The 14,326-nt window shown below is 42.6% G+C and carries 17 protein-coding genes, 2 pseudogenes and 1 riboswitch; of the genes and pseudogenes, 13 read left to right on the top strand and 6 right to left on the bottom strand.

Annotation, left to right across the window (positions count from 1 at the left end):
* Nucleotides 1-15: 15 nt before the first annotated feature.
* Nucleotides 16-381: a PH domain-containing protein gene (locus ACFPZG_RS02620; RefSeq protein ID WP_283733174.1), complete on the bottom strand. Its 366-nt coding sequence runs from the start codon at nt 379-381 to the stop codon at nt 16-18.
* A 146-nt stretch (nt 382-527) separates the two neighbouring features.
* Nucleotides 528-707, top strand: a riboswitch (cobalamin riboswitch).
* A gap of 165 nt (nt 708-872) precedes the next feature.
* Between ACFPZG_RS02620 and ACFPZG_RS02615 the strand changes: the two genes are divergently transcribed.
* From ACFPZG_RS02615 to ACFPZG_RS02605, 3 genes are read left to right on the top strand one after another with little or no spacing between them, the layout of a single operon-like run.
* Nucleotides 873-3,095, top strand: a complete 2,223-nt coding sequence (locus tag ACFPZG_RS02615; RefSeq protein WP_317941392.1) for a ribonucleoside-diphosphate reductase subunit alpha — start codon at nt 873-875, stop codon at nt 3,093-3,095.
* On the top strand, nt 3,080-3,529 hold the full coding sequence (locus tag ACFPZG_RS02610; RefSeq protein WP_283733173.1) for a flavodoxin: 450 nt from the start codon (nt 3,080-3,082) through the stop codon (nt 3,527-3,529). Before ACFPZG_RS02615 ends, ACFPZG_RS02610 begins: the two co-directional genes overlap by 16 nt.
* Nucleotides 3,475-4,536 carry a ribonucleotide-diphosphate reductase subunit beta gene (locus tag ACFPZG_RS02605; RefSeq protein WP_283733172.1) on the top strand — a complete coding sequence of 354 codons (1,062 nt, stop codon included), beginning with the start codon at nt 3,475-3,477 and terminating at the stop codon, nt 4,534-4,536. The genes ACFPZG_RS02610 and ACFPZG_RS02605 overlap by 55 nt, the downstream gene beginning before the upstream one ends.
* A gap of 265 nt (nt 4,537-4,801) precedes the next feature.
* Here ACFPZG_RS02605 and ACFPZG_RS02600 read toward each other — a convergent pair whose 3' ends face one another.
* From ACFPZG_RS02600 to ACFPZG_RS02585, 4 genes are all read right to left on the bottom strand, one after another.
* Nucleotides 4,802-5,509, bottom strand: a complete 708-nt coding sequence (locus ACFPZG_RS02600) for an ABC transporter permease (RefSeq protein ID WP_317941389.1) — start codon at nt 5,507-5,509, stop codon at nt 4,802-4,804.
* Nucleotides 5,506-6,354: an ABC transporter ATP-binding protein gene (locus ACFPZG_RS02595; RefSeq protein ID WP_283733169.1), complete on the bottom strand. Its 849-nt coding sequence runs from the start codon at nt 6,352-6,354 to the stop codon at nt 5,506-5,508. The genes ACFPZG_RS02600 and ACFPZG_RS02595 overlap by 4 nt, the downstream gene beginning before the upstream one ends.
* 277 nt (nt 6,355-6,631) lie before the next feature.
* On the bottom strand, nt 6,632-7,675 hold the full coding sequence (locus ACFPZG_RS02590; RefSeq protein ID WP_283733168.1) for a LytTR family transcriptional regulator DNA-binding domain-containing protein: 1,044 nt from the start codon (nt 7,673-7,675) through the stop codon (nt 6,632-6,634).
* A 40-nt stretch (nt 7,676-7,715) separates the two neighbouring features.
* Complete coding sequence (locus ACFPZG_RS02585; protein WP_381426390.1) at nt 7,716-7,892, bottom strand: hypothetical protein; 177 nt, start codon at nt 7,890-7,892, stop codon at nt 7,716-7,718.
* Between the two features lie 551 nt (nt 7,893-8,443).
* Between ACFPZG_RS02585 and ACFPZG_RS02580 the strand changes: the two genes are divergently transcribed.
* From ACFPZG_RS02580 to ACFPZG_RS02535, 10 genes and pseudogenes are all read left to right on the top strand, one after another.
* Nucleotides 8,444-8,626: a hypothetical protein gene (locus ACFPZG_RS02580; RefSeq protein ID WP_283733167.1), complete on the top strand. Its 183-nt coding sequence runs from the start codon at nt 8,444-8,446 to the stop codon at nt 8,624-8,626.
* A 253-nt stretch (nt 8,627-8,879) separates the two neighbouring features.
* Nucleotides 8,880-9,116, top strand: a pseudogene (locus ACFPZG_RS02575) (respiratory nitrate reductase subunit gamma); the annotation flags it as partial.
* A gap of 25 nt (nt 9,117-9,141) precedes the next feature.
* Entirely contained in the window at nt 9,142-9,618 is a 477-nt protein-coding gene (locus tag ACFPZG_RS02570) for a GAF domain-containing protein (protein ID WP_283733166.1), read from the top strand.
* Entirely contained in the window at nt 9,602-10,669 is a 1,068-nt protein-coding gene (locus ACFPZG_RS02565; protein WP_317941388.1) for a sensor histidine kinase, read from the top strand. Before ACFPZG_RS02570 ends, ACFPZG_RS02565 begins: the two co-directional genes overlap by 17 nt.
* On the top strand, nt 10,666-11,313 hold the full coding sequence (locus ACFPZG_RS02560) for a response regulator (protein WP_283733165.1): 648 nt from the start codon (nt 10,666-10,668) through the stop codon (nt 11,311-11,313). The genes ACFPZG_RS02565 and ACFPZG_RS02560 overlap by 4 nt, the downstream gene beginning before the upstream one ends.
* Nucleotides 11,313-11,468, top strand: a complete 156-nt coding sequence (locus ACFPZG_RS02555; RefSeq protein ID WP_317941387.1) for a PAS domain-containing protein — start codon at nt 11,313-11,315, stop codon at nt 11,466-11,468. Before ACFPZG_RS02560 ends, ACFPZG_RS02555 begins: the two co-directional genes overlap by 1 nt.
* Before the next feature lie 12 nt (nt 11,469-11,480).
* Nucleotides 11,481-11,741: pseudogene (locus ACFPZG_RS02550) on the top strand (PAS domain-containing protein); the annotation flags it as partial.
* A 76-nt stretch (nt 11,742-11,817) separates the two neighbouring features.
* Nucleotides 11,818-12,837, top strand: coding sequence for a ThiF family adenylyltransferase (locus tag ACFPZG_RS02545; RefSeq protein WP_283733164.1), 1,020 nt, complete (start codon nt 11,818-11,820; stop codon nt 12,835-12,837).
* Nucleotides 12,838-12,851: 14 nt separating this feature from the next.
* Entirely contained in the window at nt 12,852-13,367 is a 516-nt protein-coding gene (locus ACFPZG_RS02540; RefSeq protein WP_283733163.1) for a MogA/MoaB family molybdenum cofactor biosynthesis protein, read from the top strand.
* Nucleotides 13,368-13,405: 38 nt separating this feature from the next.
* Nucleotides 13,406-13,663, top strand: coding sequence for a hypothetical protein (locus ACFPZG_RS02535; RefSeq protein ID WP_317941361.1), 258 nt, complete (start codon nt 13,406-13,408; stop codon nt 13,661-13,663).
* A gap of 133 nt (nt 13,664-13,796) precedes the next feature.
* On the opposite strand, the gene moaC is transcribed toward ACFPZG_RS02535, so the two are convergent.
* Nucleotides 13,797-14,294, bottom strand: a complete 498-nt coding sequence (moaC, locus tag ACFPZG_RS02530) for a cyclic pyranopterin monophosphate synthase MoaC (protein ID WP_283733162.1) — start codon at nt 14,292-14,294, stop codon at nt 13,797-13,799.
* Between the last annotated feature and the right edge of the window lie 32 nt (nt 14,295-14,326).

Raw genomic sequence — 14,326 nt, 5'->3', positions numbered from 1 at the left:
GCATGGCTCTATCTTTTAAAGAATGGCATTCGCAATGATTTTATCGAGTTTACGTACATCCACTTTTTTATTCAGATTAAATTTAAGTTTTCCTGCCTTCGTCCACAATTCAATTTCAGCGTTGAAATCAATCCGTCCTGCGTTTTCTGTGGAGTACATATTGATTGACTTAAAAGGAATCGTATAGATTTCAACCTTTTTACCTGTCAGTCCTTGCTTGTCTGCGATAATAAATCGTTTGTTTGTTACAACCGCCACATCACGAATTGTTTTATAGGCAACCTCTGCTACTTCGCCATCAATGAGCAAATCCTTTATTTCGTCTGGAACAGCAACTTCCTCCGTAAACGTCCAAGCCATAATTGCGTTTAAATCAGCCATTGGAACCCCTCCTCCTTTTTATATTTATCATCACATATATGAGTAATGAAGTATAGGGAGAAGTCCGTAAATTAAAATATCTTTCTACCTATTTACGATTAAACCACAACATGTTAGGGTAGTAGTTATACATAAGACACAATATATAGTATCGAACGATGGAATGGTACCGTTATCGGTTTAAAAGGGAATCCGTAATTGGAGCTGTCCCCGCAACTGTAAACGCAGACGACCGTCTCAAAAACCACTGCAGCATGAAGCCGCGGGAAGGGGAGATGGAAGGAAGAAGCGTTAGCCAGTAGACCTGCCGTCCATCGTCAAGCGACACTTTCTTCGGGGGTTGAGAGGTGGAAGCGAGCGGGTATTTTTTGCTTTCACTATTTAGGCGAGGTCCCGATCTGTTTCCTAATCAAATTCCATGAGCGATGACTCTACCGAAGAGGTGGAATCATCGCTTTTTTGTATTGTGTCACAAAGGAGGAATCATTTTGATGACATTGATTCGTGAAAAGATGGATGTAGCGGGCATATTTGGAAGCCTAAAGGCGGAGTTCGGGGAAACACGGTTGGCGGTGTTAGAAGATGCGAGTCTAAAATGGTTGGAACGCCATTCCGATGGAGAAAAATCTGAGTGGACGAAAGCGATGATTTTGGAGGCGCTTAGCTATATCGATGAAGCATCCGGTTATTGGACATTCGTTGCTGCGAGGATTTATTTACAAGATGTTTATTCACGCCAGGAAAGCGTTAGGGGCGCAAAAGCATATACGGATTTTGCCGATAACGTGGAGCGGCTTGTTGAGAAGGGCTTGTATACATCTGTTTTGATTGAAAAATATTCGCGCGAGGAATTGGATGAAGTAGGAACATTCTTGAAGCCGGAAAGGGACAAGCTGTTCACGTATATTGGATTGAAAACACTTATGGACAGGTATGTTGCAGTTGATTTCAATAAACAGCCTGTCGAATTGCCGCAAGAACGTTGGCTCATCATTGCGATGACGCTCATGCAAAATGAAACTGAAAATCGCCTTGAAAAAATTGCGGAAGCATATTGGGCGATGAGCAATCTGTATATGACAGTCGCGACGCCGACGCTTGCGAATGCGGGCAAGCCGCATGGTCAGCTGTCGAGCTGCTTCATTGACACGGTCGCTGATTCGCTGCAAGGCATTTATGACAGCAATACCGATATTGCGAATCTATCGAAATACGGCGGTGGAATTGGAGTTTACATGGGCAAAGTCCGTTCACGCGGGTCTTCCATCCGTGGTTTTAAAGGTGCCTCAAGCGGCGTTCTTCCGTGGATCAAGCAGCTGAACAATACGGCGGTAAGCGTCGATCAGCTTGGTCAGCGCCAGGGGGCAATTGCAGTTTACCTCGATGTTTGGCATAAAGATATTTTCACTTTCCTTGACCTCAAGCTGAACAACGGGGACGATCGCTTGCGTGCGCATGATATTTTCACAGGAGTCTGCCTTCCGGATCTATTCCTGGACCAAGTCGAAGCGCGTGGCGATTGGTATTTATTCGACCCGCATGAAGTCCTGACTGTTATGGGATATTCGCTTGAGGATCATTATGATGAAACGAAAGGTGCCGGTTCATTCCGCGATAAATACGAGGAATGCGTGAACCATCCGGAATTGTCAAAGGAGACCGTCCCGGCGATTGAAATCATGAAACGGATCATGCGCAGCCAGCTTGAGACGGGGACGCCATTCATGTTTTACCGTGATGAAGTAAACCGGACAAACCCAAATAAGCATAAGGGTATGGTGTATTCCAGTAATTTGTGTACAGAAATCATGCAAAACATGAGTCCAACCGAATTCGAATCGGTCACTTTTGAAGACGATATCGTCGTGACCCGTTCGAAGCCTGGAGATTTTGTTGTATGCAACTTGTCGTCCGTGAACCTTGGCCGAGCAGTACCCGCAGACGTATTGGAACGACTTATTACGATCCAAGTCCGCATGTTAGACAACGTCATTGATTTGAATAAAATCCCGGTCATCCAGGCGCAACGGACGAACGCCCGCTACCGTGGCATCGGCCTTGGAACATTCGGCTGGCACCATCTGCTTGCATTGAAAAACATCCAATGGGAATCGGATGAAGCGGTTGACTATGCGGACGAACTGTATGAAAGAATTGCTTATTTGACAATCAAAGCATCGATGGAATTGGCGGGGGAGAAGGGGGCTTATCCTTTATTCGAAGGGTCAGATTGGCAGACTGGGACTTATTTCGAACAACGTGGCTACGACTCGAAACAATGGCGTGAGCTACGCATTGATGTTGCGACAAACGGCATGCGAAACGGCTATTTAATGGCTGTCGCGCCGAACAGCTCAACATCGGTCATCGCAGGGTCTACGGCTTCCATCGATCCGATTTTCAAGCCGTTCTACCACGAGGAAAAGAAAGATTACAAGCTACCTGTTATCGCACCGGATTTGGACCATAACACATACGATGTCTACCGTCGCTCTGCGTATATTGTCGATCAGCGCTGGTCCATCAAGCAAAATGCAGCAAGACAGCGCCATATCGATCAGGCAATTTCGTTCAATATTTACGTGCCGAATAACATACGCGCATCCGTCCTCCTTGAGTTGCATATTCAAGCATGGAAATCGGGCATGAAATCGACGTATTACATGAGATCTACAGCTTCGGATATCGAGGAGTGCGAATGGTGTCATTCCTGATTGCGTATGCATCCTGGAGCGGAAATACGGAGGAAGTGGCTGAAATCGTGGAGGAGACGCTGCTGTCGGAAGGATTGGACGTGACTGTGCATCGGATCGGAAACGGTCCGATACCGAATCCGCGGCAGTTTGATGCGATGATAATCGGTTCATTCACATGGGATAAGGGTGCAACGCCTGACAAGGTGAAGGATTTCGTCGCGGACATCAGCTATAAGCCCGAAAACGTCTATGTCTTCGGTACTGGAGACACCCAGTTTGGCGGGGACGAGCTATTTTGCCACGCCGCCGATAAACTAAAACGATTTTATGAATCAAAATACGAACCTCTAAAAATCGAACAAAGCCCACGTGGCATCCAAGAAAAGAAAGTAATCGAATGGGCGAAAGGAGTTCATCAACATTGGCAACACTTACACGCGTTAAAGTGCTAAATCCAGCAAATCCAAATAAATCAACGGCAATATTCGGCGGAAAAGCGAGCGGTATCCTGAACTGGAACGACCTATCGCATCCGCATTTCTATACAATACGTCAGCGCATCCGCTCTCTTTTTTGGACAGCGAATGAAGTCGATATGACGCAGGATGTAAAGCAATTCCCGAACTTATCGAAAGCGGAACAAGAGGCGTTTCTAAAAATTATCGGGCTGCTTGCAACACTCGATGGCCCGCAAACCGTCATCGCCATGAAAATTGTGGACTTCACAACTGATCCTTCGGTGAAGTCAATCATGGCTACAATCGCCGACCAGGAAAGCGAGCATAATCACAGCTATGCGTACGTCCTTTCCTCCGTAACGACGCTCGACAAACAGATGGATTCATTCGAAATGGGCCGCAGCGATGAAGTACTAATGAAACGGAACGAGCGGATTGTCGATATTTATAATGAATTCGCGGAAAATCCTACGGTTGAAACTGTGTTGAAAGCAATGGTGTACACGACATTATTAGAAGGACTATTCTTCTATAGTGGTTTTGCATTCTTCTACAATCTCGCGCGCCATCAGAAAATGGTCGGAACATCGACGATGATTTCATATATAAACCGCGATGAACTGCAGCACGGTAAAGCAATCAGCGATATTTTCCGCGCGGCACTTGCAGAAAATCCGAAGTATAATACCGAAGAATTCACCGATTGGATTTACGATCAATTCCGCCATTCCGTCGAACAGGAAATCATTTGGAGCCGCTATGTGTTAGGGGAAATCGTTGGAATCGACCTCGAAGAAATGGCGGGCTACGTGAAATATCGCGCAAATAAAATGTTACGCATGCTTGGATTGAGCGAAATCTATCCGGAATTCACCGATAACCCGATGAAATGGATCCGCGCCTATGTCGATAACTTTGACGACACAAAAACCGATTTCTTCGAACAAACATCAAGACAATACGTAAAAACAAGCAACTTGAACGGGTTTGATGACTTATAAATGAAAATGAAGAACGGAGAGCTAAATACGATCAATGGCTCTCCGTTAAATACGTATAAATCGGTACAATCACGCATAATCTGTCCGAAAAGTGCATAAAGGGCGAGAATCACGCATAAACACGTCCAGCCGCACATAAAACTCAGAATTCCAGCATAAGCACGTCCAGACACGCATAAAGCTTCAACCGAAAAAAGTTCTGTAAATGATAACAACAATAATTCCTAACGCAAATCCTATCAATGGTTTCAATGCTTTCTTCATATTAGTCCACCATCCTTTTCCGATAAACAACAACAGTCAAGCCAAACATCGCAATCGCCCAGGCTAGGATGATACCTAAAGGCAAGAATGTATCCCCAAATCCTCCACCGGCTTCGACTTTTGCTGCGATCTCAATCAATTGGACATTTGGAAAATATTCCAGAACCTTCAAGACCGGGTACTTTTCTGCAAACGGAAGAGCAAAAGTTCCCATCGAGAAAAATAGGAGCACTGGTAAAACAATAACATTAGCTTCCATAACGGATTTCGCAAACAAACCTAACAATGTCCCCATACCGATATAAAAGAATGCCGAAAAAGCAAATGCCACGCCGATGATAAGCACATTCTGTGGTCGGTAATCTCCGAAAAAGACAGAAAGTATAAGTACTAACATCGTCAGAAGGAAAGTTAGCAGGCTTTTACCTCCTAAAATCTCTAATGTGCTGGCGGGGGAGATCATCAATCCACGCAATGTATTCTTATCTTTCTCTTCTGCAATCAAGCTGCACTGCACATACGTCGCAACAAGAGCAAATGCCATATTGAAAACCATATAATGTGCTTCTATCGAAACAGTTCCAATACGACTGAACAAGGCTGCCATAACAGGTGGCATGAAGATGATAATAGAAACTGCTAGATTTCTAGAAAAGTCCTTATAATCTTTCACTAAAATAGCATTCACACGTCTCCAAGAAAAAGTCATACTAATTCCCTCCCAGTAACTTGTACGAAAATATCACCTAGTGTCGGCTCATTCGAATGTATCGTCGCCACTTGATTTGCCGTCATGTAATTAAATAATTGCTGGGCCCCTTCCTCTCCTGCTGGAATGACCACTTTTTCTTCATTTAACAATTCGACTGTAATGGTTGCATCCGAAAACTGCTTTTTAAGCCGATCAGGTGTATCTAATAATTGGATTTTTCCTTTATTAAGGAAAGCAATCCGATCACAAAGCTTCTCTGCCTCAAGCATGTCATGCGTGGTAAGGAATATCGTCGTTCCTTTCGCGTTGAGAGCTCGTAATCCCTCATAAATATGAAGGGTATTTGTAGGGTCGAGAGCCGAGGTCGGTTCATCCAAGAAAAGTAATTCCGGCTCATGAATCAAAGCACGAGCTAATGTAACCCGCTGAGTCATTCCTTTAGACAGCGTGGAAACCCGCTTTTGTTGATCCGCCTTTAAATTGACGATTTCAAGCACTTCGTCAATTTTGGAAGGGGGCATTCCGTACAAATCGCAATAGAGCTTTAAGTTGTCGTATATGGACAATCTTCCATATAATCCGCTATTATCCGTCAACACTCCGAAGCGTTTCCGATTAGTGGGTTTCCGAAGTGCTTCAACAGATTCTCCAAATACCGTCGCAACTCCGCTTGTTGGATTCAATTGTCCAGTCAATATTTTAATGGTTGTTGTTTTACCTGATCCACTCGGTCCAAGGAAACCGAATACCTCGCCCCTTTTAACTTGAAAATTAACACTTTCAAGTGCTACTTGGTTAGCAAAGACCTTTGCCAAGGCCTTCACTTCAATAATGTTTTCCATCCGTATCCTCCTCAAACTGTTATTCGTTCATTTCGTATCTGCAATCTCAGATTACAAGGAAATGAATAGGGAGGCATTATATCTTGGATGAAAGGAGTTTATTTCAAGGTGAATGGAGCAGTTTAAAGGGTGAATGAACAGATGAAAACCGGTCACTGGAGCTGAATTTCTGTTAAATAAGAAAAAGTGAAGCGTGAAGAACGCAGGAAAATCACTGTTTTTTAAGTGTCTTCTATTGTCGAATATTTCCGGGGAAATTAGACAAGCTTCTACATGATTAGAGTCCTAACATCTCTTTAAGTTCAGCCATTTTCGTTTTCGATAATGGGATTGAAGACTTCTTCGCATCCTCCAACACCAAACTATAACTATTCCTTGTCCAAGTAATCACTTCTCTTACCCTTTGAAGATTAACGATATATGAACGATGGCAACGAAAGAAACCGAAGGGAAGTAGTCGTTGTTCCAAATCATTCAGGGTGAACACGCTTGGAAATGACTCTCCTTTAATATGCAAGAATGATTGGCCTTCATTACTTTCAATATAGTCAATTTCAATAGGGTCAAATAATACGATTTTATCGTTCACTTTTGTTGGGATTTTTTCGAATTTTACCGGTTGAACGACCGGTACGGTTTGTTCATTCGAAACATTAATTTCTTCTTCAGAGGGCATTTCGTTATCCGCCTCAATCTGCTCTTCGATCTGGACGCCATGGAGTCCGTTTTCGTCCAACCTCCAAACTTCATCGGAGGAATTGACTGCACTTTCGAGATTTCCCGTTAATATGAAAACTACCTTTTTCTGTAACCGAATCTCATCTAAAACAGTGAGCAAGATTCTTTTTGTTTCCAGATCAAGGTTTTGATCGGGCTCCTCCAAAATGTAAATAAAAGGATTTTGAATAAGTAAACAAGCAAGTTGAACTCGTTTTTTCTCGGAATAGGACAACTGTTTTATTTTTACATTACGTTTTGAACCTAATTGAACTGAGTTAATGACTTCAGCAACTGATATAGCGGATGAGTAAATACTTTTTGTGAACTGAATCATTTCTACAATAGATAAACGTTCATATAATCCACTGTTTAAGAAGAAAAAACCAATTTGATGTTTGTTCCCGGGAATGTCATCCTCACCGATGCGAATTTCTCCATTAGATAATTTGTTTTTTCCAACTAAGAGCCCAATCAGTTGTTCCCGGATATTAACGCTGGAATAGACTGCAACAACTTTACCTCGTTCAGCTGATAAATCGAAAGAAGGGAAGATGACTGAGTCATTGATTCTTTTTTCTGCATTTATAAATTGAAGTGACAAGTAACAAACCCCATTTCCGGAATTATATCTAATATTCGTATTATACCAGTAGATTAATATCTATGAAGTTGGAATACTGGACATTTTTCACAGTTTTTGTAGCGAGTCGGTGATAAAGTGCGGAGAGTCGGTGATAAAGCGTCAAGAGTCGGTGATAAAGTCGTCCAAGTCGGTGATAACCCCCTAAGAGTCGGTTATTCATCGTTTTTATAGGCATATACGCGTCCCAAATTACGAATAATGTGACTCGGGGATTTGACTAAGCCGTTCAGTTGAGAGGTACAAAAACTAAATTAAACACACAAAAAGAGTCCAAATTCGCATATGAATTGGACTCTTTCCTTTTTACCTATATATCAACGTTTGCAAATGAATCACACCTACTTTAGATAGCCTATCGACAAGCCTATTAGCAGGATTACAATTTCTATTGTAGTTCTGCTAACGTATGTGTTAATACCGCTGTTGATTTGTATGTCAAAACATATTTTTATAAGTTGGAGTGATCAGAAGTTAATTAAATTGCGGCATAAATTAAGTAATTTGAAGGTTTCGTTCGTTATCTCTGATATAATAAAGAGTAAGGAATAAAATTTGATACTTCAACAAACGGAGCCAGATTGTTGTATACGGAAATATCTATATTAAAGGTATTGTAAATAAAGTTTGTGAAGGATTGTTCAAGAGAAGAAACATTAGGTTTCTGTGATGTAATTCTTATGTTAATTTTTCTCTTAGTCATTATTTATTATGAGGGAGCTGAGTAATTTGGAATTATTTATTTTGTTGATAGTAATTGTGGTATTAGTTATTGTGCTAATAGTTAGCATAATTATGGGTATTTACTCTACCAATAAACATTTTAAAATTAAGGAAAGAGAAATAAAATTAGAGCAGGAAAAATTAGATCTGGAACGAAGAAGGTTAGAATTAGAAGAAAATAAAGGATAGAGAAATAGTAATTTTGTTCAATTAACGGGTGCGATTGTTGAATAATTAATATCTTAAAAGGGCCTTGATCGGGTCCTTTTTTTATAGCGTCAGAAGTTATATTATTAGACGAAATTGAATTCTAGTCACCAATTATAAATTAGAAAAAACACCGCCAATGGCAGTGCTAATTGATGTATTAATTCGAAGCTATTTGTGATGCTAATTGGCGTGTTAATTCTCGTTTTGTACCAGTGAACTGAACGGGTTATGATTTGACTACCGTGATTCCATTTCCGTTTGGTTCTGTTCCTTACTAATTATTAGACCTGAAGCAGGCTATATGGCCTCAGTTCCATTGACGTTCAAATTGCATATTCTGAGTGGTTTCCTCATTTTTGCGATGTGGCCGTTCACAAGACTTGTCCATGTATGGAGTGTCCCGTTGAATTATGCGGGCAGGAGCTATATCCTGTATAGAAGGTCACCAGCAAAAGCGGATAAAAGATAATAATTTTCTATAGGGAGTAATGAATATGAAAGAATGGGTGGGATTTAACTTCCAGCAAGAGATTGAGCGTATCCGCGATGTATTCGGATTCGATTATGTCGGGATAGCACTCGTTCAATCGCCAGAACGTGGATTTGAATTGAAGTGGGCACACGTGACAGGAAATAAAAGCGAGAGGCACCGCCGTATTATTCTCCAATCAGGAAAAGGTGTGGCGGGACTTGTTTTCAAGACAGGCAAATCGATGTTTGTGGGTGATGCATTACATGAGTTGGGCACAGATAATCTTTTCAACTACCCGATTCTCGTTGCGGAAGGACTAAAAAGTTTCGGGGCAATCCCGCTGTATAAGTATAGTCGTGTGTACGGTGTCATGCTTGTCGGCTATCGGAAAAACCAAGCATTGACACCGGAACAGTTTGAGGAATTCAAGCAAGAAATCGGTACGAAATTCGGCCCGTTCTATGATAAGGAGATGGTGAAAGATGACTCAGTTCAGTAAAGAGAATTTGCCGAGCCTTTTAATGAATCTATATGGCAATTCTAATGAAGCCATCTTCTTTTTTGATCGGGACGGCAAAGTCCTCACGATGAATACAGCTGCCGAAGAAATTATAGATAAAGATGTCTATGAGCAAATGATGGCAGGAAGCGCGGGGGCAATTTGTAAAATATGCAGAGGGTATACAAGCTCCGATGAATTGCTGACTTGTGAAGCATGCTATATGTCGAAGCCAGACATAGATATCAGTTCCTTCCAAGTGTATTTTGATACGAAAGGTAGAGGTGTCATACCTTACACAGGAAGCATTCAAACAATCGACCAAGAATCCGGAATTCGAGTTTTCATGCTTCGGGATTTGACACAGCAATTCAAGACACAAGAAGAATTGAATCAAAAACTGATGATGAAAAGAGTTATTAAAGCACAAGAAGACGAACGGAAACGTATATCCCGTGAATTGCATGACAGTGTCGCGCAGGAGATGCTCAGTTCATTAGTTGATTTACGTGTATTGAAATATATGAATATTGATGAAGAAGTGCTGAAAAAAGTGCAACAGACGGAAGGCTCGCTCATGCGGCTTTTAGATGATATCCGCCATCTTTCCGTTGAATTGCGTCCAGCTACACTTGACGATCTCGGATTGGAAGCAGCATTCCGTACTCACTTCAAATGGATTGAAAAAAATTATGGCCTCATCATTCATTTTCATCCCGAGTTAGAGTCGAAGCGTTATGGCGGCGAAATTGAAACGGTCGTCTATCGGATTTGTCAGGAGTCAGTGTTCAACGCGTTGAAATATGCAGAGGTCGATGAACTCGTTGTCCGTCTGTATGAAGCGGATGGATCACTTCATTTGCTTGTGGCGGATGAAGGAAAAGGGTTCGAAGTGAAAAATACGGATCCAAAAGGAACGGGTCTTGGCCTTTATAGTATGAAAGAGAGAGCAGAGCTCGTTGATGGCAACCTTCATATCCGTTCCGAACTTGGAAAAGGAACTGTAATCCAATTGGAAGTTCCAGTTGTTGAAGGAGGGGAAAGCGAGTGAAAATCATAATTGCAGATGATCATGCAGTCGTTCGCAGCGGTTTTATGCACATATTGAACTATCAAAATGATATGGAAGTAGTAGCAACTGCCGCAGATGGACTAGAAGCGTATGACAAGGTAGCAAAACATCGTCCCGATATTTTGCTTATGGATTTAAGCATGCCACCTGGTGAGAGTGGTTTAATCGCAACTGGGAAGATAAAAGAAGATTTTCCGGAAACGAAAGTTGTTATTCTTACGATGTACGACGATGAAGAATACTTATTTCATGTATTAAAAAATGGTGCTTCCGGGTATGTATTGAAAAACTCTCCCGACGAAGAATTAGTTACTGCGATTCGGACGGTCTACGACGGAGGCACCTATATCCATCCTTCCATGGCGACTTCCCTTGTCCGCCAATTCGTCAAAAAGGACTTCGATGAAGTAGAGACAGATCCCTATAAAATTTTATCGAAAAGGGAGATTGAAATCTTGCCCCTCGTTGCAAAAGGCTATGGGAATAAAGAAATCGCGGAAATGCTTTATATTTCCGTCAAGACGGTCGAAGCGCATAAGTCCAAAATCATGGGGAAGTTAAACCTGAAAAGCAGACCGGAACTTGTTGAATACGCGTTAAGAAAGAAGTTTCTTAACTTTTAGTGAGGAGGTGCATTGTTGAACTTGTACTTGTAGTTTGGCTGTATTATATGGATCGTCTGACACTTTCAAAAGAAGTATTCGATTCAACAGGGCAAGGGATTCTCGTCACAAATCCCGATGGCAAAATCATGTCGGTAAACCCTGCATTTACATAGCTCACAGGGTATACTGAAGAGGAAGTAGTTGGGAAAAATCCAAACATTCTCAGTTCAGGAAGACAACCAAAAGATTTTTATGCTGCTATGTGGAAGGCAATAAGCGAAGTGGGCCATTGGCAAGGTGAAGTATGGAATAAGCGGAAAGATGGAAACGAATATCTCGAATTACTAACCATCAATACCGTAGTCAATAATTCCGGCGATATCGAACGTTACGTAGGAACATTTAGCGATATTACACCTTTACCAAAAGAGGGCGACCGGTTATAAAGACCGGAAGCCCTTGCTTCATTCAGAAGCGAAGGCGGCCTGCCTATATGTTAGATTGCAAGGGAGTGTGGGGGAAGTGGAAAACAGATATTCACGTCAGACGCTGTTCAAGCCGATTGGCAAAGAAGGGCAAGAGCGTTTGCAGGGTGCACATGTCGTCATAATCGGCTGCGGCGCGTTAGGTTCGCCTATTTCTGAGATGCTTGTCCGAGCTGGTGTTGGCAAACTAACAATTGCAGACCGAGATTATGTGGAGATGTCCAATCTGCAAAGACAGCAATTGTTCACAGAACAAGATGCGCTTCAAGGCACTCCGAAAGTGGTTGCTGCAAAACGTAGATTAAAAGAAATCCGTCAAGATTGCGATATCAAGACAGTTTTAGATCATGTAGACGGACTAATGCTTGAGGAAATGGTTGCGGACGCCGACTTAATCATGGATGCAACAGATAATTTCGAAACAAGACTTCTCATGAATGACGTTGCATGGAAAAAAGGAATTCCATGGATCCACGGTGCTTGCGTCGGAAGTTCCGGCACAGTGTTTCCATTCATTCCAGGAAAAACAGCTTGCTTCAGATGTCTATTGCCAGTCCTCCCTTCTGTCAATGAAACATGCGATACTGCAGGTGTCATCGCCCCCGCCGTCCAAGTCGTTGCAGCAAGGCAAACAGCGGAAGGACTAAAATGGCTCACGGGTAATCAAGACGCAATGATGACGAAGCTTTTACATTTCGACTTGTGGAATAACACTCAAGTCGAAGCAGGAATTTCACGTATTCGAAAAGAACACTGTGAAACATGCGGAGCGGAGCCTACATATCCTTCTCTTAATAAACCTGAAGGGACGAATTACGCGGTTCTTTGTGGAAGAGAAACGGTCCAAGTCATACCGGCTAACAATCGAACGCTGACATTGCAGGACGGCGAGCAAGTCGCCAAGCGATTGGGGACAACGTATAAAGTGACACCGTTTTTCGTCGAATTCCATGCGGAAGGCTATCGTTGTGTTTTATTCCAAAATGGAAGGTTACTCATTCATGGGTTAAGAGATATGAAGGAAGGCAGGAAGTTGTATCATCAATTTTTTGGATAGGGGGAGAGAATGGATTGTCTCAACCATCGGAATTGGAAAAGAAAAATGAAATATCCATCTGCGTCTTAACGGTGAGCGATACTCGGAATAAAGAAACGGATAAAAGCGGTGGAACAATTATTCAGACGGCAGAAGGAGCAGGCCATCATATCGCTGATTACCGAATCTGTACAGACGAGCCAACGGAGATTTCTCGCAATGTCGAAGAATGGCTTCGTAATGAAGCTGTTGAAGCAATCATCATAACCGGTGGCTCCGGAATCGGATTTCGCGATGTGACCATTGAAACAGTGACTCCCTATTTCACGAAGACAATTGATGGTTTTGGTGAATTGTTTAGGTTTTTAAGTTATACAGAAGACGTCGGATCAAAAGCGCTATTAAGCCGCGCAACTGCGGGGACGATTGATGAAAAGGCGTTATTTGCATTGCCGGGTTCATCGAAAGCGGTGAAGTTGGCGATGGAAAAACTGATCCTTCCGGAGCTTCATCATATCGTGCACGAATTGACGAAGCATCGGAAGGGGTAGTCGGTGATTCTAATAGTGAGTTTGGCGAAAGGCGCACTTTGAGAATGTTATCGGTCACTTGCGGAGAGTTATCGGTCATTGTCACAAATATATCGGTCACTTCCGGGAAGTTATCGGTCACTTTCGCAATTATATCGGTCACTTTCCGAAAGTTATCGTCGTTTCGTGACTTTTCACCCATGAAAAATCGCCGCGCCGACGGAAGAATTTATGATTCTCCTTTCAGTGCAGCGAGAGTTCTCCTTTATCGCTATAAAGTTCTCATTTACGGTGTAAGAGTTCTCGTTCTTCGTTGAAGAGTTCTCGTTAACGGTGCAAGAGTTCTCGTTTATCGCCGTAGAGTTCTCATTAATGGTTAAAGAGTTCTCGTTTATCGCCGCAGAGTTCTCATTAACGGCTAAAGAGTTCTCATTCACCATCAAAAACTTCTCATTCCAACGTAGCTCGCTCGAAATCGCCATTTTTCCCGCCAGTTTTTCGCAGCAGCATCGTTGGTCCAATAACCATCTCTTTTCCGGCAGCCTTACACATATCGTAAATCGTAAGCGCAGCAGCAGACGCGGCGGTGAGGGCTTCCATTTCGACTCCGGTTAAGCCTTTTGTCTTCACTTCGGCTTGGATGAGCACCTCATAATGGCTGGTTGATTCATCGATCTTCCATTCGAAGCGGACATCAACACCGGTAAGAGCGAGCGGATGGCACATCGGAATGATAGACGATGTGTTTTTCGCTGCCATGACTGCAGCAACTTGGGCGACAGCAAAAACATCACCTTTTTTATTCGTCCCCTCTGTAATTTGAGAGTGGATTAGTTCATTTACAATAATAGATGAAGCGGCAATGGCTGTTCGTGTTGTAACAGCTTTGTCGGAGACGTCGACCATTTTGGCTCGTCCTTGTTCGTTAAAATGTGTCAGTTCAGACATTGGATTCATTCCCCTCAAAAATAGTACCCTTA

Source organism: Sporosarcina thermotolerans (genome assembly GCF_042658975.1).
GTDB lineage: Bacteria > Bacillota > Bacilli > Bacillales_A > Planococcaceae > Sporosarcina > Sporosarcina thermotolerans.
Note: the sequence above shows the minus strand (reverse complement) of the source record. Positions and strands in the feature narration are given on the sequence as shown.